The organism is Amycolatopsis sp. NPDC000009, from assembly GCF_055563465.1.
This window is the reverse complement of the sequence record NZ_JBVHDI010000001.1, coordinates 684385-702919: the sequence shown is the minus strand read 5'-3', so window position 1 is coordinate 702919 and position 18535 is coordinate 684385. Positions and strand designations below refer to the sequence as shown.

The 18535-nt window shown below is 70.2% G+C and carries 20 protein-coding genes; 8 read left to right on the top strand and 12 right to left on the bottom strand.

The genetic code is table 11. The features are described 5' to 3' along the window. Window positions 1–60 precede the first annotated feature (60 nt). The 3 genes from ACZ3HL_RS03590 to ACZ3HL_RS03580 form a co-directional block, all read right to left on the bottom strand. On the bottom strand, window positions 61–474 hold the full coding sequence (locus ACZ3HL_RS03590) for a DUF3040 domain-containing protein (protein ID WP_465411939.1): 414 nt from the start codon (window positions 472–474) through the stop codon (window positions 61–63). A 197-nt stretch (window positions 475–671) separates the two neighbouring features. Further along, window positions 672–1889: a DNA polymerase IV gene (dinB, locus tag ACZ3HL_RS03585; RefSeq protein ID WP_465529097.1), complete on the bottom strand. Its 1218-nt coding sequence runs from the start codon at window positions 1887–1889 to the stop codon at window positions 672–674. A 71-nt stretch (window positions 1890–1960) separates the two neighbouring features. Next, window positions 1961–2692: a methyltransferase domain-containing protein gene (locus ACZ3HL_RS03580; RefSeq protein WP_465411938.1), complete on the bottom strand. Its 732-nt coding sequence runs from the start codon at window positions 2690–2692 to the stop codon at window positions 1961–1963. 109 nt (window positions 2693–2801) lie between these two features. On the opposite strand from ACZ3HL_RS03580, the gene ACZ3HL_RS03575 reads away from it, so the two are divergent. The 5 genes from ACZ3HL_RS03575 to ACZ3HL_RS03555 all read left to right on the top strand — a co-directional run bounded on the left by ACZ3HL_RS03575 (window position 2802) and on the right by ACZ3HL_RS03555 (window position 7721). Beyond that, window positions 2802–3659, top strand: coding sequence for a ParA family protein (locus ACZ3HL_RS03575; protein WP_063273758.1), 858 nt, complete (start codon window positions 2802–2804; stop codon window positions 3657–3659). 6 nt (window positions 3660–3665) lie between these two features. Continuing rightward, complete coding sequence (locus ACZ3HL_RS03570; protein ID WP_465528560.1) at window positions 3666–4469, top strand: DNA-formamidopyrimidine glycosylase family protein; 804 nt, start codon at window positions 3666–3668, stop codon at window positions 4467–4469. A 123-nt stretch (window positions 4470–4592) separates the two neighbouring features. Then, window positions 4593–5642 (top strand): adenosine deaminase, encoded by a 1050-nt coding sequence (add, locus tag ACZ3HL_RS03565; RefSeq protein WP_465528558.1) that lies wholly within the window; start codon window positions 4593–4595, stop codon window positions 5640–5642. A 356-nt stretch (window positions 5643–5998) separates the two neighbouring features. Then, window positions 5999–6562 carry a GNAT family N-acetyltransferase gene (locus ACZ3HL_RS03560; RefSeq protein WP_465528556.1) on the top strand — a complete coding sequence of 188 codons (564 nt, stop codon included), beginning with the start codon at window positions 5999–6001 and terminating at the stop codon, window positions 6560–6562. Window positions 6563–6671: 109 nt separating this feature from the next. Then, window positions 6672–7721 carry a quinone-dependent dihydroorotate dehydrogenase gene (locus tag ACZ3HL_RS03555; RefSeq protein ID WP_465528554.1) on the top strand — a complete coding sequence of 350 codons (1050 nt, stop codon included), beginning with the start codon at window positions 6672–6674 and terminating at the stop codon, window positions 7719–7721. Here the strand turns inward: ACZ3HL_RS03555 and ACZ3HL_RS03550 are convergent. The 4 genes from ACZ3HL_RS03550 to ACZ3HL_RS03535 all read right to left on the bottom strand — a co-directional run bounded on the left by ACZ3HL_RS03550 (window position 7681) and on the right by ACZ3HL_RS03535 (window position 12683). After that, a complete protein-coding gene (locus ACZ3HL_RS03550) occupies window positions 7681–9315 on the bottom strand; it encodes an amidase family protein (RefSeq protein ID WP_465528552.1) in 1635 nt (544 codons plus the stop codon). The genes ACZ3HL_RS03555 and ACZ3HL_RS03550 overlap by 41 nt on opposite strands. Window positions 9316–9709: 394 nt before the next feature. Next, a complete protein-coding gene (gene pspM / locus ACZ3HL_RS03545) occupies window positions 9710–10693 on the bottom strand; it encodes a phage shock envelope stress response protein PspM (RefSeq protein ID WP_465528550.1) in 984 nt (327 codons plus the stop codon). Window positions 10694–10767: 74 nt separating this feature from the next. Then, entirely contained in the window at window positions 10768–11613 is an 846-nt protein-coding gene (locus ACZ3HL_RS03540) for a PspA/IM30 family protein (protein ID WP_126737591.1), read from the bottom strand. A 194-nt stretch (window positions 11614–11807) separates the two neighbouring features. Next, window positions 11808–12683, bottom strand: coding sequence for an RNA polymerase sigma-70 factor (locus ACZ3HL_RS03535; protein WP_465528548.1), 876 nt, complete (start codon window positions 12681–12683; stop codon window positions 11808–11810). Between the two features lie 169 nt (window positions 12684–12852). On the opposite strand from ACZ3HL_RS03535, the gene ACZ3HL_RS03530 reads away from it, so the two are divergent. Next, a complete protein-coding gene (locus tag ACZ3HL_RS03530) occupies window positions 12853–13332 on the top strand; it encodes a carboxymuconolactone decarboxylase family protein (protein ID WP_465528546.1) in 480 nt (159 codons plus the stop codon). A 53-nt stretch (window positions 13333–13385) separates the two neighbouring features. Here ACZ3HL_RS03530 and ACZ3HL_RS03525 read toward each other — a convergent pair whose 3' ends face one another. The 4 genes from ACZ3HL_RS03525 to rimO form a co-directional block, all read right to left on the bottom strand. Next, window positions 13386–13835 carry a helix-turn-helix domain-containing protein gene (locus ACZ3HL_RS03525; protein ID WP_037343144.1) on the bottom strand — a complete coding sequence of 150 codons (450 nt, stop codon included), beginning with the start codon at window positions 13833–13835 and terminating at the stop codon, window positions 13386–13388. A 101-nt stretch (window positions 13836–13936) separates the two neighbouring features. After that, on the bottom strand, window positions 13937–14398 hold the full coding sequence (locus ACZ3HL_RS03520; protein ID WP_240598055.1) for a CinA family protein: 462 nt from the start codon (window positions 14396–14398) through the stop codon (window positions 13937–13939). After that, window positions 14395–15036 carry a CDP-diacylglycerol--glycerol-3-phosphate 3-phosphatidyltransferase gene (pgsA, locus tag ACZ3HL_RS03515; RefSeq protein WP_465528544.1) on the bottom strand — a complete coding sequence of 214 codons (642 nt, stop codon included), beginning with the start codon at window positions 15034–15036 and terminating at the stop codon, window positions 14395–14397. Before pgsA ends, ACZ3HL_RS03520 begins: the two co-directional genes overlap by 4 nt. Further along, on the bottom strand, window positions 15033–16481 hold the full coding sequence (rimO, locus tag ACZ3HL_RS03510) for a 30S ribosomal protein S12 methylthiotransferase RimO (RefSeq protein WP_034312129.1): 1449 nt from the start codon (window positions 16479–16481) through the stop codon (window positions 15033–15035). The genes pgsA and rimO overlap by 4 nt, the downstream gene beginning before the upstream one ends. A gap of 88 nt (window positions 16482–16569) precedes the next feature. Between rimO and ACZ3HL_RS03505 the strand changes: the two genes are divergently transcribed. Next, window positions 16570–17097 carry an amino-acid N-acetyltransferase gene (locus tag ACZ3HL_RS03505; RefSeq protein WP_240598058.1) on the top strand — a complete coding sequence of 176 codons (528 nt, stop codon included), beginning with the start codon at window positions 16570–16572 and terminating at the stop codon, window positions 17095–17097. On the opposite strand, the gene ACZ3HL_RS03500 is transcribed toward ACZ3HL_RS03505, so the two are convergent. Further along, entirely contained in the window at window positions 17094–17621 is a 528-nt protein-coding gene (locus ACZ3HL_RS03500) for a CGNR zinc finger domain-containing protein (RefSeq protein WP_465411925.1), read from the bottom strand. The genes ACZ3HL_RS03505 and ACZ3HL_RS03500 overlap by 4 nt on opposite strands. A gap of 58 nt (window positions 17622–17679) precedes the next feature. Here ACZ3HL_RS03500 and ACZ3HL_RS03495 point away from each other — a divergent pair, with 58 nt between their 5' ends. Further along, window positions 17680–18525 (top strand): alpha/beta fold hydrolase, encoded by an 846-nt coding sequence (locus ACZ3HL_RS03495; RefSeq protein WP_465528542.1) that lies wholly within the window; start codon window positions 17680–17682, stop codon window positions 18523–18525. Window positions 18526–18535: the final 10 nt, after the last annotated feature.

The following is an 18535-nucleotide window of genomic DNA, read 5'->3' as shown; positions in this document are numbered from 1 at the left end:
ACGACGACGCGAACATGCCGGCAGGGCGTGGCCCTGCCGGCATGTTCGCGTGTGTGGGAGCTATTGCTCCTCGAAGCGCTGGCGGAAGCGCTCTTCCATGCGCTGGGTGAACGAGCTCCGGCGCGGGGAGGCCTTGCCGCCACCCCCGCCGGCCCCCTGGCCACCGCTGTCCTTGCCGTCTTCCGTTTCGGCTCCTTGCCGAATCGATGTGACGGCCATCATGACTCCGAAGAACATCACGAGGAACCCGAGCACGCTGATCACAGGGATCTCGGCCACCCGGATGTTGACCACCACGCCGAGCACCAACAGTGCGACGCCCACTACGAACAGGGCGATGCCCTGCAAACGCCGTCGGCGGGCGGGGCGGCGCAACCGGGTGCCTCGCACCGTGGATGCGAACTTGGGGTCCTCGGCATAGAGCTCGCGCTCGATCTGATCGAGCAGCCGCTGCTCATGCTCGGAGAGTGGCATCTTTCCTCCTCCGGCACAGCTGTCGCGGGCGCCGGGCCGCGCAACGTCATGGACCCAACAGACAACCCCAGGCGGGGTGTCTCTGTCCAGGATACGAGCCCCGCGCTCGTCCGACTACCCGATCCCGTATCCAGTAGGGATCGAATTGCCCGAAACCACCCGGCTCGGCTCTCTCGAAGACGGCCGAGCGGGCGAAGTCACTGGTCACGGGGGGTCAGCAGTGACGCGGGCCGCACCGCGGCGGCACCGAACTTCGACCTCGCGACGTCGGCGGCGACTTCCGCATCCCGCCAACGGGGTTCGGGTGACGCGAAAAGCAGCTGCTCTCCATCACTCTCCGTGTCCAATCCTTCGACCCTTACCCCGATCAGGCGGACTGCGCCCGTCGGCGCGTGCTCGGTGAGGAGTTCGACGGCGGTACGGTGGATGTCGCGGGCCACATCCACCCCGACGGCGGTCGTCCTGGCGCGGGTGATCGTCTTGAAGTCCGCGAACCGGACCTTGATCGACACCGTCCGCCCGCGCAGCCCCCGGCGGCGCAGGGTGGCGGCGACGCGTTCCGACAGCCGCAGCAGCTCCAGCCCGAGCGCCGAGCGGTCGTGAAGATCCACGTCGAAGGTCACTTCGGCGCCGATCGACTTGTCCGGCGACTCCGGGACCACCTTACGGTCGTCGTGTCCGTTCGCGAGGGCGTACAGATGCTCCCCCAGCGCCCGCCCGAGCGACCGCCTCAGCCTGGACAGCGGAGCGGCCGCGACGTCGGCGACGGTGTCGAGGCCCTGCTGCCGCAACTGCTCCTCGGTACGCTTGCCGACGCCCCACAGGGCCGAGACGGGCAGCGGGTGCAGGAACGCGAGCGTCTCGGCCGCGGGGACGACGACCATGCCGTCCGGTTTCGCCATCCCGGACGCCAGCTTCGCGACGAACTTGACCTTCGCGACGCCGACCGAGCAGCTGATCCCGAAATCGGCGGCCACCCGCTCCCGGATCCGGGCACCGAGCCGCGCCGGCGAGGAGTCCAGCCGCTTGAGCGCCCCGCTGACGTCCAGGAACGCCTCGTCCAGGCTCAGCGGCTCCACCAACGGCGTCAGCTCACGGAAGATCCCCATGACCCCCTTGGACACCTCGCCGTAGAGCCCCGGCGTCGGCGTGATGCAGATCAGCTGGGGGCAGAGCCGCTTGGCCGTCGAGAACGGCATGGCCGACCGGACGCCGTACTCGCGTGCCGCGTAGCTCGCCGCCGCGACGACGGACCTCGGCCCGCCGCCGGACACGACCACCGGCTTGCCCTCCAGCTCGGGACGCGTGCGCAGCTCACAGGACACGAAGAAGGCGTCCATGTCGACGTGCAGCAGGCCGCAGCCGGTGTCGTCGGGCCAGGTGGTGGCGCCGGTCGTCACGCGGTAGCGGGCCATCCCGCCGGGCAGTTCAGCGTTTCGTCCCACGCCCGGACGTTAGCCCGGACCACCGACAGTCTCGTGGGTGGTCAGGGACGGTGGGCCAGGACGTGCAGCCTGCCGGCGACGTCCCGCAGCGGCGGAACCGACGCCGCCGCCAGCTCGAACTCCGCCAGATCCTCTTCCCGCACCCCACCGGGCACGAAGTCCGCCACGACGCCGTCGCCCTGCAGCGAGGTCACCTCGAGCCCCACGGCGACCAGCTGGGCGCGGAGGCCGTCCGCGTCGAAGCGCCGCAGCACGGTCTCGCGACCGCCGCCCAGGACGCCGCTCTCGGCCGCGAGCAGCTCCCGCGCCTCGCCGAGCCGTCCGGCCAGCGCGCGCTGCAGGATCGCGGCGTGCCGGTTCGCGACCAGCACCGACACGGCGCCACCGGGGCGCACGGCCGCGGCCAGCGCGGTGAGCACGAGCGCCGGGTCGTCGACGACTTCGAGCAGCCCGTGCGCGAGCACGAGATCGGCCGAGCCCGCCTCGACGTGGGCGCCGAGCGCGTCGGAGTCGTCGGCGATCACCGTGATGCTGCCGGAGACGCCCTCTTCCTCGGCGCGGCGGCGCAGGGTCGCCAGCGCGTTGGGGTTCGGCTCGACCACGGTCACCAGGCAACCCGCCGAGGCCAGCGGCACCGCCCAGCCGCCGCTGCCGCCGCCGACGTCGACGACGTGCGGCTGTTGTGCGCCTCGCGCCCGTGCGGCCCGGAGTTCTGCTTCGAGAACCCGGCGAACCGCCCCCGATCCCCGCGTGGCCACGGTGTCCGTCTTCATAAACGCACAGGGTAATGCCCGCCTTCGCCGGCCCGCCGGGTGTAGTCCGATGCGGTGTTCGACACCTTGCCAAGGAGCCACCCCGCCGACTGCCCGTAGGCTGTATCGAGTGCACACGGTCGCTGTTCTCAGCCTGAAGGGTGGCGTCGGTAAAACGACGGTCGCCCTCGGTGTCGCGTCCGCCGCGCTGCGTAGGGGCGCCCGGACTCTCGTGGCCGACCTCGACCCGCAGGGCAACGCCACCACCTCGCTGGACCCGCCCTTCACCGATCGCACGCTGGCCGACGTCCTGGAGACGCCGGTGCGCTCGGTGCTCGAACGCGCGATCGCGCCCAGCGTGTGGAGCGACCAGATCGACGTCCTCGTCGGCGCCGAAGAGCTGGAGATGCTCAACGAACCGGACGCCGACAGCCGCCGCTTGGAGAACCTCTCCCGCGCGCTCGACGAGCTGCACACGAACCCGCTGCGCGAGGAGCCCTACGAACTGGTGATCCTCGACTGCCCGCCTTCGCTCGGCAGGCTGACCCGCTCCGCGCTGGTGGCCGCGGACAGCGCCCTGATCGTCACCGAACCGACGATGTACGCCGTCTCCGGCGCGCGCCGCGCGCTCGACGCGATCGAGAAGATCCGCGAAGAGCAGAACCCGGGGCTGCGGCCGATCGGCGTCGTGGTCAACAAGCTCCGGGTGCGCTCCTACGAGCACCAGTTCCGCGTGGCCGAGCTGCGGGAGAACTTCGGCCCGCTGGTGATGCCGACGGCCATCCCGGACAGGCTCGCCGTGCAGCAGGCCCAAGGCGCGTGCAGCCCGATCCACGAGTGGCACTCCCCCGGCGCGCAGGAGATCGCGCTCACCTTCAACATGGTGCTCGCGAAGGTCCTGCGCTCCAGCCGGGCCGGACGGCATCGCGTCCGCGGCGAGGAAGAGCCCGAGACACCCGCCAAGCTGAGCGACACCGGCACGGGCTGACGTCCGATGCCCGAAGGCGACACCGTCTTCCTCGCCGGCAAGGTCCTCGACAAGGCGTTGGCGGGCAGGACACTGCTGCGAGGCGAGTTCAGGGTCCCTCGGCTGGCGACGACGGATCTCGCCGGACGCGACGTCCTCGGCGTCGGCACGGTCGGCAAGCATCTGCTGACCCGCCTCTCCGGTGATCTCACCCTCCACAGCCATCTGCGCATGGACGGCAAGTGGGACGTCTACCGGGCCGGCGCGCGCTGGCGCCATCCGGCCCATCAGGCGAGGGTCATCCTCGCCACCGAGGATCTGCAGGCGATCGGTTTCCGCGTGCACGACCTCGAACTCGTGCCCACGGAGGAGGAAGGCCGTCTGGTCGGGCACCTCGGCCCGGATCTGCTCGATCCACAGTGGACGGAGGAACTCGCGGAGCGGGCGGCGGCCGCGCTGGCCGCGGACCCGGACCGCGAACTCGGCGATGCCTTGCTGGATCAGCGGATCATGGCCGGGATCGGGAACATGTACAAGGTCGAGATGTGCTTCCTGCTATGTGTCACGCCGTGGACGCCGGTGTCCGAAGTGGACACCGCGAAGGCCGTCGCGCTCGGCCGCAAGCTGCTGAAGGCCAACGCCTGGCGCACGTCGCAGACCACCACCGGCGAGCTGCGCCGCGGCCGGGAGCACTGGGTGTACGAGCGGACCAAACAAGGCTGTTTCCGCTGCGGCGGAAGGCTCAAGGTCGCTCCCCAGGGTGCCGGACACCAGGCGAGGCCGACGTGGTTCTGCCCGAATTGTCAGTCCGGGCCGTCCCCGAGCGGCTAAGCTGGCCTCGTGACGCTGTTCAAGCTCCCGCTGTACGGGGCCGACACCGAACGCGGCGACCTCGCTCCCTGAGCCGCGCGTTCCTCCCCACGTCACCTTTCTCTTCTCCCAGGGAGCTTTGTCATGCCCGGAATCCTCACGGGCACGGCGCTGCGCGCGTTCGTGCACGCCCTGCCCAAGGTCGAACTCCACGTCCACCTCGTCGGTTCGGCCAGCCTGCCCACGGTGCTGGAGCTGGCCCGCCGCCGCCCGGCCGCGGGGGTGCCGACGGAGCCGTCGGCACTCGCCGAGTTCTTCACCTTCCGCGATTTCCCGCATTTCCTCCGGAACTACCTGGCGGTGACGTCGCTGGTGCGCGACGCCCGTGACATCCACACCCTCGTCACCGGGCTGGCGGCGGATCTGGCCGCGCAGAACGCCCGCTACGCCGAGGTGACCGTGACGCCCTACAACCACGTCCTCGACGGCATGCCGACGGACGATCTCCTCACGGGGCTCGCCACCGGACGGGCCGCGGCGCGGGCCGACCACGGGGTGGAACTGGCCTGGTGCTTCGACATTCCCGGCGAGAAGGGGGTCGTCGCCGGTCGCGAGACGGTCGTGTTCGCGCTCCGCGAACGCCCCGAAGGCCTGGTCTCCTTCGGGCTCGGCGGCCCCGAGGTCGGCGTCGGCCGCGCGCAGTTCGCCCCCTTCTTCACCGCGGCCAGGGAGGCGGGGCTGCACAGCGTCCCGCACGCGGGCGAGACCACCGGGCCCGCCACCGTCTGGTCGGCGGTGCACGATCTCGGCGCCGAGCGGATCGGGCACGGCGTCGGCGCGCACACCGATCCGGTGCTACTGGAATACCTTGCCGTGCAACGGATCCCGCTGGAGGTCTGCCCCACGTCGAACGTACGGACCGGGCAGTTCGGGTCGATCGCGGCGCATCCGGTGCGACGGCTGCTCGATCACGGTGTCCTGGTCACGCTCAACACCGACGATCCGCCGATGTTCGGCGCGACCCTCGACGGCGAGTACGTGGCGGTGGCGGAAACCCTGGGCCTGACGGCGGCCGAAATCGCCCTGTTCGCGAAGAATGCCGTGGACGCCTCTTTTCTGCCCTCGGCGGACAAGACCGTCCTGGTGACGGAGATCGAAGAAATCTTGTTGCAGGACCCCGAACTCCTCGCATAGCGTGGCGGTACACGAGAGAGGAGGTGGTCCAAAGTTGTATTCCAACAGGACTCGTGAGGTGGCTGTCCGCTAGCGGACCCCACGCGTAGGACTTCAGAGCAGCGATACAACGCAAGTTGGAGCCACCTTCGGCTCGTCGTCTCTGCTTCGCGTGATGCCTGACAGCGAATACCAGGCAGTCACCGGGCCCCCGAGGTTCCCGAGCACCGGTCCGGCTCGGGCCCGGCCGCCGATTCCGGCGTCCGGGAGCCGCCTCGGGGGTACCCCTGTTTCCGGGTGTGCCGCCTGCCGCCCCGAAGGACCGTCCGCCGCGGTTCCCGCCCCAGGAACCCTGCCTACTCCGATAGCCTGACGCCATGCTGAGGCCCGATTTCCCGATCATCACCCAGCGCCTGACCCTCCGTGCCTTCACACCGGCGGATCTCGACGAACTCAACTCCTTCCAGTCCCGCGCCGACGTCGCCCGCTACCTCTACTGGGGCCCGCGCAGCCGGGCCGAATCCGCCGCCGCGCTCGCCAAACGGGTGCACAGCAGCACTCTGTCCAAGGAAGGCCAGTTCCTGGCGGTGGCCGCGGAACTGACCGAGACCGGTCAGCTCATCGGCGACCTGAACCTCGAGTACCTCAGCAGTGAGCACCGCCAGGGCGAGATCGGGTTCGTCTTCCATCCCGATCACCACGGGAAGGGGCTCGCCGCGGAGGCCGCCATCGAGGTGCTGCGGCTCGGGTTCGAGGACCTCGGCCTGCACCGGATCATCGGCCGCTGTGACGGGCGCAACACCTCTTCCGCCGCGCTGATGGAACGCCTCGGCATGAAGAAGGAAGCGCATCTGCGGCAGAACGAGATCGTGAAGGGCGAGTGGTGTGACGAACTCGTCTTCGCGATGCTCGAAGACGAGTGGAAGGCGAGCCGCACGTGATCCGCCTTCAAGCACGGGGAGACGTCCGTCTCGACCCCGGGAAGGCGTCGCCACCGGCGTAACGCAAGCGGGATCACGCCACACGGCGGCCACCAGGCATGATGGGCGCGTGCTCTTCGACAAGATCGTCCGCCCAGCGCTGTACCGGGTCTCCGGCAGCGACCCCGAAACCGTGCACGAACGCGCCATCGGCTCACTCGCCAGGCTGAGCGGGGTCTCCCCCGCGCTCGCCGCGCTCGGCCGCGTCTACCGGACGGACGATCCGGTCACCTTCCTCGGGCTCCGCTTCCCGAACCGGGTCGGCCTCGCCGCCGGGATGGACAAGAACGGCCGCGCCCTGCACGCCTGGCCCGCGCTCGGTTTCGGCTTCGTCGAGGTCGGCACGGTCACCCGGCATCCGCAGCCGGGCAACGACAAACCACGGCTGTTCACCCTCGCCGAGACCGACGCGGTGATCAACCGGATGGGCTTCAACAACGAGGGCGCGGAGGCGCTCGCCACCCGACTGGCCGCAGGCGGGAAACCGCCGGTGCCGCTCGGCGTCAGCATCGGCAAGTCCAAGGTGACCCCGCTCGACGAAGCCGTCGAGGACTACCGGTTCTCGCTGCGGGCGCTGTACCCGTACGCCGACTACTTCGCGATCAACGTCAGTTCCCCGAACACGCCGGGGCTGCGGGCGCTGCAGGACAAGTCCGCGCTGGCGGAGCTGCTCGCCGAGCTGCGGAAGACCTCGGCCGAGCTCGCCGGGGACGCGAAGCCGACCCCGGTGCTGGTGAAGGTCGCCCCCGACCTCACCGACGAAGCGCTCGCGGAGCTGCTGGAGGTCTGCCTCGACCACGGTGTCGCCGGGCTGATCGCGACCAACACGACGCTGTCACGCGAAGGGATCGCCCCGACCGAAGCGGCCGTCGGCGAGCAGGCGGGCGGGCTGTCCGGCCGCCCGCTCACCGCGCGCTCGGTCGAGGTGGTGCGGTTCGTGCACGACGAGACCGGCGGCAAGCTGCCGATCATCGGCGTCGGCGGGATCTTCGACGCCGGCGCCGCCGCCCGGATGCTCGACGCCGGCGCCGGTCTGGTCCAGCTCTACACCGGGTTCGCCCTGCACGGTCCCGGCCTGGTCAAGCGGGTCGCCCGAGGTCTCGCGGCCCGGCCGTACTGACGAACCTCAGGTAGGCACGCCAGCACTGGTACCTCGTCAGCTCCGTCGCCGTCGCCGCGGCGGCCTGGTCGCACAGGACCGCCAGCGGGGTTTCCCCGTTCTCCAGCCGGATCCGGCCCAGGACGAACGGGGCGGGCAGCGTGGCCGCGAAGGCACCGAGCGCGGCGGGCGAAAGCCGCCAGCGTTCACCGGAGAGCATCGTGTGCTCGCCCGTGGCGCTCACCGGCACCACCCCCGGCTGGGGCGGATCGGTGGGCAGCAACACCATTCGGTAACCCTCGCCGGTCTGGACCAGGCCGGTGAACCGGGCCCCCGCGGCGACCAGGCCACCGTTCAACGGCTGCCCGCGCAGCTGCGCGCCGAACACCACGAGATCCGCACCCGGTGCGGGATAAGGGAAATCGGCCTGTTCGTCGGTGAGCACGGCGGCGAGGTCGATGGCGACCTGGTCGTCGAACGGCCGCACCACCACGGAAACGCCGTACGGCCCCAGATCCGACGGCGACGACGGCACCGTGACCGCGGCCAGGTCGAGCAGGTTGACGAACGCCGTGAACCGCTCCAGCCGGTTGGCGACACCGTCCGGATCGGACAGTGCCTCGGCGATCGAGGGATGATTCGCGACCGTGGGAAGGACGAGGGCGTCGTACTCGGACAGCATTCGGAGCGCGAGCATCCCGGCCTCGGCGACACGCTCCCGGTCGCCGGTGAAGCCGTCGTCGTGGATCAAGCCGCCCACCGTCAGCAAGGCCGAGATCTCCACCGTCTCCACCCGGGCGCCGGACGCCCGCAGCGCCGAAACCGCGCCGAGGAAGGAGGACCGGGATTGCAGCGAAAGGCCGGTGAGCGTGTCGGAGCCCGGGATCGCCACCCGCGGCCGGTCACCCGCGGACAGCCGGACGTCGGGAGGCCAGTCGCGGGCGAGCGGGTCGATTCCGTCGGGTCCGGTCATCAGCCCCAGCGCGCGCTGCCCCAAGGTGAGGCTGCGGGCGAAGACGGCGATGCCGCCGCACGGCGCGGTGCCGGTCTTCGGCACGAGGCCCAGCGTCGGCTTCAACCCGACGATCCCGTTGAGGGAAGCGGGAACCCGCCCCGCACCGGCCGTGTCCGTGCCGACCGCCAGATCGACGAGGCCGAGCGCGACGGCGACGGCCGCGCCACTGCTCGCGCTCCCGGAGACCCGATCGGTGTTGAGCGCGGCGCTCACGGCGCCGTACGGGCTGTGGGTGTGCTCGAGGTCGCTGCCGAACCGGTCGCAGTTGGTCTTGCCGATCACGACCGCCCCGGCCGCGGTCAGCCGGGACACGGAGGTGGCGCCGGCACCGCGGACGTCCTCCCCGGCCGTGGGAAGGCCGGCGACGTCGATGACGTCGGCGACCGCCACCAACGTCCCCGCGAGCGGCAGGTCCGCGCCCGCGCGAAGACGTTCGTCGACCGCTTTCGCGTCGACGAGGGCGTCTTCCACGGGACGCAAGGTGATCCAGACGTCGGGCCGGTCGACCTCGACGATCCGGTCGTAGGCGGCTATGACGCGCTGATAGGCACTGGAAGGAGGAGCGGGGGTCGGCTCTGGTTCCGGGGGGAGCGTCGTCACTGGGCGTCCTTTCCTCGGCGGGGACGAGAAAGACCACTGCGCGAGATCCACTGTGTCCGGTCCACCACCCTGGGACGCCCGCTCACGCGGGCTGGGTTCAGGCCCGAGCTGGGAAAAGCACTGCGTGCATGTAAGAAACGTTAAGCATCGCGGGTCGCCGTCACCAGCGGATTCGGGTCACGCGAGCGTTTCGGTACCACACAGTGAGCATGTCGTTACGCAATGGAGTATTAGGGACGACGAATGAGACGATGGTCCAGGAAAGCGCCTGCTCAGAGCCTACCCGTTTCCGGAACTCGCGTGCTTGAGCGCGTAACTCACGTGATTGGAGGCGTAACTCACGAGTTACGCCTTCAAGCACGCGAGATACGCCGCCAAGCACGCGAGTCGCGCGTCAGGACAGCTCGCGCAGGGCCATCGCGAGGCCGGCGAGCTTGTCGGTCGCGTCGGAGAGCTGCTCCTTGGACGACGTCATGCCGTCCGAGCTCGCGGCGACGGTGTGCCCGGCGGCCGCGACGAGTCCGCCGTAACCGTCGAGACCGTCGTCGAGTTGCTCGCGCAGTTGCTTGACGGCGGCGTCGAGGGCGCCGCGTTCCCGCTCCGGCGCGGCGTCACGTCCGCGTTCGATGGCCTGGATCCGGCCGGCCAGCCCGCGCAGCGCCTGCGCGGCCTCAGCGGCGGTGGTCCGGGCGTCCGCGACGGCGATCTCCGAGACCGGCATGGTGCCGAGCGACGTCGGCTGCGAAAGCTGGCGAAGCAGCTCCGCCAGCGAAGCCTCGCTCTCGGCGAGGCGCTCCATCGGCTCACGCGCGACGGACCGTGCCGGAGGCAGCGGCGGCGGAGCGGCGGGCGCGGCGGGCAGCACGGTGCGCTTGAGCTCCCGCAACCGCAGCCCCGACTTGACCCCGAAGGTGCCGAAGATGACGGCGAACGCGCCGCCCGCGATGGCCTGGAGGACGTCGGCCTGGCCGTCCTTCAACAGGCCGGTGCCCGCGACGACGGCGAACAGTCCACAAAGGAATGTGAGGAGGATCCAGAACGTGAGCGCCCGCGAAGTCCGGCGCTTGCGGCGCTCCAGTTTGGCGGCGGGTTCGTTCCAGCGCGCCCATTTGGCCTTCGCGTCGGCGACGACCGGGATCTGGCCCGCGGCCATCGACGTCAGCTGCTGGGAGATCTTCGGCATGGCCGGCATCGCGGGCATCTGCGGGCGCGGCTTGGGCGGCGCCGGCTGAGCGGGCCGCGAAGATCCCTGCTCGGAGGGCGGGATGTAGCGCTGCAGCTTCTCCTGCGCGCGCTGGGCGTAGTCGGGCAGCTTCTCGATGTGCTTCTCAAGCTTGGCGGTGAACTCCCCGAAGTCCTTGCGCCTGCCCTGGCCCATTGCCCTCTCCCCTGTCTTCTGGTGAGACCGGTCCCGCACCCGCGCGGGGTGCGGGACCGGCTCCCGTTGGTGTGTCAGGCGGGGTTCTTGCCCTGTTCGGCCTGAACCCGTGCCTGGATCTCACGCTGGATGTCCGCGGAGCTCGACCCCTTCGCCGGTGCGGCGGCGGTCTTGCCGTCGGTCACCTGAGCGACGGAGTCACCCTTCATGGACGCGCGGATCTGCTCCAGCCGCGAGTGCCCCGCGAGCTGCGTCGTGGAGGCCTGGACCTCCATCATCCGGCCCTGGACGGAGTTCTGTGCGAGTTCGGCCGAGCCCAGCGCGGTGGTGTAGCGCTTCTCGATCTTGTCGCGAACGTCTTCCAGCGACGGGGTGTTGCCCGGCGCGGCCAGCTGGCTCATCTGGTTCAGCGAAGCGGAGACCTGCTCCTGCATCTTCGCCTGCTCCAGCTGCGAGAGCAGCTTGGTGCGCTCGGCCAGCTTCTGCTGCAGCATGGTCGCGTTGCGCTCGACGGCCTTCTTCGCCTGCTCCGCAGCCTGAAGCGACTGGTCGTGCAGGGTCTTGAGGTCTTCGATGCTCTGCTCGGCGGTGACGAGCTGCGCGGCGAAGCTCTCCGCCGCGTTCTCGAACTCGGTCGCCTTCTGCTCGTCGCCCTTGGCACGCGCCTCGTCGGCGAGCACCAGCGCCTGGCGGGTCGAAGCCTGCAGCTTCTCCACGTCGCCGAGCTGGCGGTTCAGCTTCATCTCCAGCTGACGCTGGTTACCGATCACCGAGGCGGCCTGCTGGGTCAGCGCCTGGTGGTTGCGCTGCGCCTCCTCGATGGCCTGCTGGATCTGTACCTTCGGGTCGGCGTGCTCGTCGATCTTCGACGAGAACGCCGCCATCATGTACTTCCAGAACTTCACGAACGGGTTGGCCATCTCCTCCGCCTGCCTTCTCGCATCCCACGGGCTGTTACCTCGAGGTGGGGCGTCCCCTCTGTGATGTTGCAACGTCCCGACCCCGGCGTTGAGTTCCATCGTGTCAGGTCGGCGTCCCGCGTTCCAGGCGACCCCGACGGAATTCAGGGATCCCCCTGACTGTGATGTCCACGACCTTTCGGGTTCACCGTCCGTCAGCGGCGCAGAGCGGTCTCCTCCTCCATGCGTGACAACTTCTCGGGGTTGCGCACGGCGTAGAGCCCGGTGATGAGCCCGTCGTCGATACGCAGCGCGATGACGGTGTCCACCTCGTCACCAAGCCGGAGGATCAGCGCGGGATGCCCGTTGACCTGCGCCGTCCGCATCGTCGCCGCCTCGTCCCGCACCGGGCGGCTCGCGGCCAGCAGCGGCGCGACCAGGGCGGCGCCGACCACGGGCTCCAGTACGGCCTGCACCACCCCGCCGCCGTCGCCGAGGAAGACGACGTCCGGCGAGAGGACGTCGAGCAATCCCTGCAGGTCACCGGTCCGGACCGCGCGATGGAACGCGTCGAGCACGTCCTTGGTCTCGTCGGGCGACGCGGCACCCCGTGGCCTCCGCGCGGCGACGTGGGCCCGCGCCCGGTGGGCGATCTGGTGGACCGCGGCCGGGGTCTTGCCGACGGCTTCGGCGATCTCTCCGTAGGGCACGTCGAACACCTCGCGCAGCACGAACACCGCGCGTTCCGTCGGCGTGAGGGTCTCGAGCACCAGCAGCATGGCCATCGAGACGCTGTCGGCCAGTTCGACGTCGTCGGCCACGTCGGGGCTGGTCAGCAGAGGTTCGGGCAGCCACGGACCGACGTAGGACTCCTTGCGGCGGCCGAGCGTGCGCAGCCTCCCGAGCGCCTGCCGGGTGGTGATGCGGACCAGATACGCCCTCGGGTTCTCCACGGTGCCGAGATCGACGCCCGACCAGCGCAGCCAGGTCTCCTGGAGGACGTCTTCGGCGTCGGCGGCCGAGCCGAGCATCTCGTAGGCGACGGTGAACAACAGGTTCCGGTGGGCGACGAACGCCTCCGTGGCGGACATGGACGGCTCCTGTTCTCGGCGAGGGTGTCCCCACCAGACACCGCGGCCCCTCGATTTCTGACACGTCGCCGCCGTGACACACGTCACGCCCTGGTGCTGTCAGCGGCGCCGGGCCGCCGGCATCTGGTGGTCGTCCGGTTCAGCACACGACCACGAAGAGGACGAGACCATGGATTCCCGTTTCGATCTGAACAGCAACGAACTCGGCGCCAAGCTCGGCAAGCGCTTCGCCAACGTCAGCGTGGCCATCAAGGGCTCGCCCCTGCCGAAGGTCACCCAGGAGCTGGTGTCACTGCGGGCCAGCCAGCTCAACGGCTGCGGGTTCTGCGTCGACGCCCACGCCAAGGACCTGGCGGCCGCCGGCGAACCCGCCGTCCGCGTCAACCTGGTCGCCGCCTGGCGCGAGTCCACCGTGTTCACCGAGGCCGAGCAGGCCGCGCTCGCCCTCGCGGAGGAAGGCAGCCGGATCGTCGACGCGCACACCGGTGTCTCCGACGAGACCTGGTCCCGGGTGCGGAAGCACTACGACGACGATCAGGTCGCCGCGCTGGTCTACCTGGTCGCGATGATCAACGCCGCCAACCGGCTGCTCGTCATCACGCACACCAAGGGCGGCTCCTACCAGGCGGGCACGTTCGACGCGAACTGACGGGAAAGGCCCCAGGCGGACTGCCTGGGGCCTCTTCCGTTCACGACCTTTTGCTAGGCGGCGACCATCTTCGGTGCGGAGATGGTCGTCCGCAGGGCGGGGCTCATCCGCGGCGGCGGAGAGATCCGCAGGTCGGCCAGGTCGTTGCCGATCAGCTCGGACACCAGGCGACCGCCTTCGAGCTCGCCCGCTTCGGCGCTTTCCCGCTCCGGAGCGCGCCGCTTGCCCGCTTCGACCTTCTCGTCCACCGGGGCGACCTCGACGTTGTCCATCGCCGAGACGTCCGCCGCGACCTTGTGCAGGAGTTCGCCCAGCGGAAGGTCCAGGGCCTCGCAAATGGACGCCAGCAGCTCGCTGGACGCCTCCTTCTGCCCGCGCTCGACCTCGGAAAGGTAGCCGAGGCTCACCCTGGCGGCGCGGGAGATGTCCCGCAGCGTTCGACGCTGGTTCGTGCGGGCGTGTCGGAGCCGGTCGCCGATCGCCTCGCGCAACAGCACGGTCATCACGCGCCTCCCTTCCAGGACTGACTATCCCCTACGTTACCCAGAGCGGTGCCCCGGGCGCAGGTGTTGACACGGCAATACGCCAAGGGCGAACGCGGCGATCATGCGAGATGTTCCCCCAGCAGGGCGAACGCGCCCGAGACCGCACCGGCCCTGACCGAGGCTCGATCACCGCTCAAGTCCAGTGTGCGGACGGTGAGGACGTCCGGCCCGGCGAGACCGACGTGGACGGTGCCGGGCGCGACGCCGTCCTGCCCGTCCGGACCGGCCACACCCGTCAGGCCGAGTCCCCACGTGGCGCCGCATCGGTCCCGCGCGCCGGCGGCCAACTGCGCCGCGACCTCGGGATGGACGGCGCCGTGCGCGGCGAGGAGGTCTTCGTCGACACCGGCCAGCTTCGCCTTGAGGTCGGTGGCGTAGACGACCAGACCACCCCGCACGACGGCGCTCGATCCGGGAACCTCGGTCAGGGTCGCGCAGACGAGCCCGGCGGTCAGCGACTCGGCCGTCGCCACCGTCTCCCCACGCTCGATCAGGTGAGTGATCAAGGTCTCAGGTTTCATGCGCCGGCGGCACGCTTTCCGGCCGCGCGCAGCCGCACCGCGCGCACGACGTAATCGAGCCCGGTCACGACGGTCAGCACGAGCGCCAGCCCCATCAGCACCCAGCGCACCGGCTCGGCGGCCTCGGGCAGGGGCAACAGGTACGCCGTGATGGCCGCGATCTGGGCGAGCGTCTTGGCCTTGCCGCCCCGGCTGGCCGGGATGACACCGTGCCGGATCACCCAGAACCGCAGCAGCGTCACGCCGATCTCGCGGATCGCGATGACGATGGTGACCCACCAGCCCAGTTCGCCGAGCACGCTCAGCCCGATCAGCGCGGCGCCGATCAGCGCCTTGTCCGCGATCGGGTCGGCGATCTTGCCGAAGTCGGTGATCAGCCCGTACTTGCGCGCGACCCAGCCGTCGACCTGGTCGGTGAACGACGCGATCGCGAACAGCGCGGTGGCGATCCCGCGCCAGAAGGTGTCCGCCCCGTCGCCGGTGAACAGCGCCAGCACGAACAGCGGCACCAGCACCAGCCGCGACATCGTGAGCAGGTTCGCCAGGTTCAGCGTCGGGACCGGGGTGGCCTCGGGAACCCGGGCGTGCTCACCGCCCGTCCCCTCACCGGCCCCGGCGTCGCTCGGGGCGGCATTCACCGGTCGGCCTCGGGCGGCGCGGGCCGCACGATCAGGTCGACGCCCTCGGAGTCGACGACCTCGCAGCGCACGAAGTCACCCACCGCCAGCGGGGGCAGGTCTTCGGTCTCGATCAGGACGCATTCGCCGTCGACCTCGGGGGCCTGGTGCGCGGCGCGGCCGATCGGGTCCTCGCCGTCCTCGGCCTGCTCGATCAGGACGTCGACGAAATCGCCGATCCGGTCCTCGGCCCGCTGTGAGGTCAGCTCCTCGACCAGCGCGGAGATCCGCGCGACCCGCTCGGCCACCACGGACTCGTCGAGTTTGCCGTCGAAGGTCTCGGCCTCGGTGCCGTCCTCGTCCGAGTACCCGAAGACACCCACCGCGTCCAGCCGCGCACCGGTCAGGAAGCGCTCCAGCTCGGCGAGGTCCTCTTCGGTCTCGCCGGGGAAGCCGACGATGACGTTGGTGCGGATGCCCGCGTTGGGCGAGTGCTCCCGGATCTGGTCGCACAGCGCGAGGAAGGAGTCCGTGGACCCGAAGCGGCGCATGCGGCGCAGCACGGTCTCGCTGGAGTGCTGGAAGGACAGGTCGAAGTAGTCGGCGACACCCGGCGTGGTCGCGATGGCCTTGACCAGGCCGGGGCGGGTCTCGGCGGGCTGCAGGTACGAGACGCGGACGCGTTCGATCCCCGGCACCGCGGCCAGGCGCGGGACCAGCAGCTCCAGCGCGCGGGCGCCGTCACGGCCGAAGTCCTTGCCGTAGGAGGTGGAGTTCTCCGAGACGAGGAAGACCTCCTTGACGCCGTTCTCCGCGAGCCACATCGCCTCGGCGACGATCTCGTCCGGCTGCCGGGACACGAAGGACCCGCGGAAGGACGGGATCGCGCAGAACGAGCAGCGCCGGTCGCAGCCGGAGGCGATCTTCAGCGCGGCCACCGGGGAGGTGTCGAGCCTGGTCCGCAGCACCCGCGGGCCCCAGCCGTGCTGCGCGTGCCCCGGCACCTCGACCGACTCGGCGGCGGTCGGGCGCTGGACCGGGCTGATCGGCAGCAGCTTGCGGCGGTCGGACGGGGTGTGGGACTCGACCTTGCGGCCGGCCACCACGTCGTCGAGCCGCTCCGCGAGGTCGGCGTAGTGGTCGAAACCCAGGACCGCGTCGGCCTCGGGCAGGCTCTCGGCCAGCTCGTTGCCGTAGCGCTCGGCCATGCAGCCGACGGCGACGACCTTCTTGCCGGTGTCGGAGGCCGCGAGCAGCGTGTCGACGGAGTCCTTCTTGGCGGACTCGACGAAACCGCAGGTGTTGACGACCACGACGTCGGAGTCCTCGGGCTCGGCGGCGAGCTCCCAGCCGCCCGCCGCCAGCCGTCCGGCGAGTTCCTCGGAATCGACCTCGTTGCGGGCGCAACCGAGGGTCAACAAGGAAACGCGACGGGTGGCGACAGGATCAGTGGTGGGAGAAGGCACGTGCCTTAGGGTAGCTGGCCTGCCCGCGGGGTCGGCGATCGCTCGCTCGGGCGAGCCATCGACGGGGCCGGACGCCGGGGATGGCTTAATGGTGGACGTGCCCTCAGACCCGCTCCCGCACCGCCGCCCCACCGTCCGCCGGGCGCGGATCGCGGACGTCCGCAAGATCAAGGCGCTGGTCGATTCCGACGCCGGGACGGTGCTGCTGGAGAAGGAACTCGTCACCCTCTACGAGAGCGTCCAGGAGTTCTGGGTGGTCGAAGACGGTGACGACGTGCTCGGCTGCGGCGCGCTGCACGTGCTGTGGGAGGACATCGCCGAGCTGCGCACCATCGCGGTCGACAAGGACTCCCGGGGGCGCGGCATCGGGCACGCGCTGGTGGCGCAGCTGATCGACTTCGCCCGCGAGATCGGGCTGAAGCGGCTGTTCGTGCTGACCTTCGAGACGCACTTCTTCGCCGGTCACGGGTTCGTCGAGATCGACGGCACCCCGGTGACGCAGGAGGTGTACGAGGAGATGCGGCGCTCGGCCGACCCGGGTGTCGCGGAGTTCCTGGACCTGCCGTACGTGAAGCCCAACACCTTGGGCAACAGCCGGATGCTGCTGGAGCTTTAAGTTTTCTTCGCGTGGCGGGCCACTCGGACGCGGTTGCCGCACAGCGACGGCGTGCACCACACCCGCCTGCTGTTGGCCGCCACGAACAGCATCGAGCAGTCGTGCGCGCCGCATCGCCGCAGCTGAGCCGCGCGCGGCCCGGACACGAGGTCGATCGCGGCGACAGCGACGGCGGCCAGTGCGATCTCGCCGCCGTCCTCGCCGTGCCAGCACGTCTCCGCTCCCCCGGCGGTGAGCCGTGGGCTGGTCGGGACGGCCGCCGCGGCCGCGTTGACCCGCTCCACCGCCCACGCCTCAGGCTCCCGTGCGGCCACTGTCGCCTCCAGCAGTTCACGCACCGCTGAACGCAGGCGCCTCGTCTGCTCGGCCGAAGGCGCCCGGGCACCTTCGGGCAAAGCTTGGGTCGCCCAGAACTTCGCGTGACCGTCGTCGAGCAGGTCGATCGGTGGTGAGACGGCCAGCATCACGGTGTCGGCGAGGTTCACCGCGAGATCGTCACCGGGAAGCGAGTCGAGATCGAGCATGCCTTGACACTATCAGGTACTAATGGTTCGAGACAGTTTTAACCATTAGGGAGTGTCCATGGCCACCATCCGGCACCGTTCCGTCAAACTCGGCGACGTCGAGGTCTTCTATCGCGAGGCAGGCGATCCCGAAGCACCCGTGTTGCTCTTGCTGCACGGCTTCCCGACGTCGTCACATCAGTTCGTCCGGCTGATGCGCCGTCTCGCCGGCCGGTGGCGGCTCATCGCGCCGGACCTGCCCGGCTTCGGGCAGACCGTCACGCCCGAGGGCTTCACGTTCACCTTCGACCGGCTCGCGGAGGTGATCGGCGAGTTCGTGGACGCGCTGGAGCTGCGCCGCTACGCGCTCTACGTCTTCGATTTCGGTGCCCCGACGGGCCTGCGGCTGGCCGTCTCGCGCCCGTCCCAGATCACGGCGTTGATCACGCAGAACGGCAACGCCTACGTCGAGGGGCTCGGCCCGGCGATGCCGGACTTCCCGTCCCTGACGGACGAAACCGAGGCGCGCCACGGGTTCGAGGCGATCCTCGAACCGGAGCAGATCCGGTTCCAGTACTCCGGCGCCCGCGATCCGGAGACCATCGATCCCGCGAACTACCTGCTGGACCAGTACTTCCTCGGCCTGCCCGGCCGGGCGGAGGCGATGCTGGACCTGTTCTGGGACTACCGGAACAACCCGCCCGCGTACCCGAGGTTCCAGGCGTGGCTGCGCGAAGCCCAGCCGCCCGTGCTCGCCGTGTGGGGTCGCAACGACCCGTTCTTCGTCCCGGCGGGGGCCGAGGCTTTCCGGAATGATGTTCCCTCGGCGGAGGTTCACCTCTTCGACACCGGGCATTTCGCGCTGGAGGAGGACCTCGAACCGATCAGCGAGCTGATCGACCGCTTCCTCGCGGCGCATCTGTAGAAGGGCGGCA

Bases quoted from the DNA above. Each gene is read 5' to 3' on its own strand.
- ACZ3HL_RS03525 (WP_037343144.1), bottom strand. From the start codon at position 13,835: ATGACCGTGCTGTTGCGCGAGGCGATCGGCGACCGGCTCCGACACGCC.
- pspM (WP_465528550.1), bottom strand. From the start codon at position 10,693: ATGGGCCAGGGCAGGCGCAAGGACTTCGGGGAGTTCACCGCCAAGCTT.
- ACZ3HL_RS03535 (WP_465528548.1), bottom strand. From the start codon at position 12,683: ATGTCCGCCACGGAGGCGTTCGTCGCCCACCGGAACCTGTTGTTCACC.
- ACZ3HL_RS03520 (WP_240598055.1), bottom strand. From the start codon at position 14,398: ATGAAACCTGAGACCTTGATCACTCACCTGATCGAGCGTGGGGAGACG.
- ACZ3HL_RS03590 (WP_465411939.1), bottom strand. From the start codon at position 474: ATGCCACTCTCCGAGCATGAGCAGCGGCTGCTCGATCAGATCGAGCGC.
- ACZ3HL_RS03500 (WP_465411925.1), bottom strand. From the start codon at position 17,621: ATGCTCGATCTCGACTCGCTTCCCGGTGACGATCTCGCGGTGAACCTC.
- add (WP_465528558.1), top strand. From the start codon at position 4,593: ATGCCCGGAATCCTCACGGGCACGGCGCTGCGCGCGTTCGTGCACGCC.
- dinB (WP_465529097.1), bottom strand. From the start codon at position 1,889: ATGGCCCGCTACCGCGTGACGACCGGCGCCACCACCTGGCCCGACGAC.
- ACZ3HL_RS03495 (WP_465528542.1), top strand. From the start codon at position 17,680: ATGGCCACCATCCGGCACCGTTCCGTCAAACTCGGCGACGTCGAGGTC.
- ACZ3HL_RS03560 (WP_465528556.1), top strand. From the start codon at position 5,999: ATGCTGAGGCCCGATTTCCCGATCATCACCCAGCGCCTGACCCTCCGT.
- ACZ3HL_RS03530 (WP_465528546.1), top strand. From the start codon at position 12,853: ATGGATTCCCGTTTCGATCTGAACAGCAACGAACTCGGCGCCAAGCTC.
- ACZ3HL_RS03505 (WP_240598058.1), top strand. From the start codon at position 16,570: ATGGTGGACGTGCCCTCAGACCCGCTCCCGCACCGCCGCCCCACCGTC.
- ACZ3HL_RS03540 (WP_126737591.1), bottom strand. From the start codon at position 11,613: ATGGCCAACCCGTTCGTGAAGTTCTGGAAGTACATGATGGCGGCGTTC.
- ACZ3HL_RS03570 (WP_465528560.1), top strand. From the start codon at position 3,666: ATGCCCGAAGGCGACACCGTCTTCCTCGCCGGCAAGGTCCTCGACAAG.
- ACZ3HL_RS03580 (WP_465411938.1), bottom strand. From the start codon at position 2,692: ATGAAGACGGACACCGTGGCCACGCGGGGATCGGGGGCGGTTCGCCGG.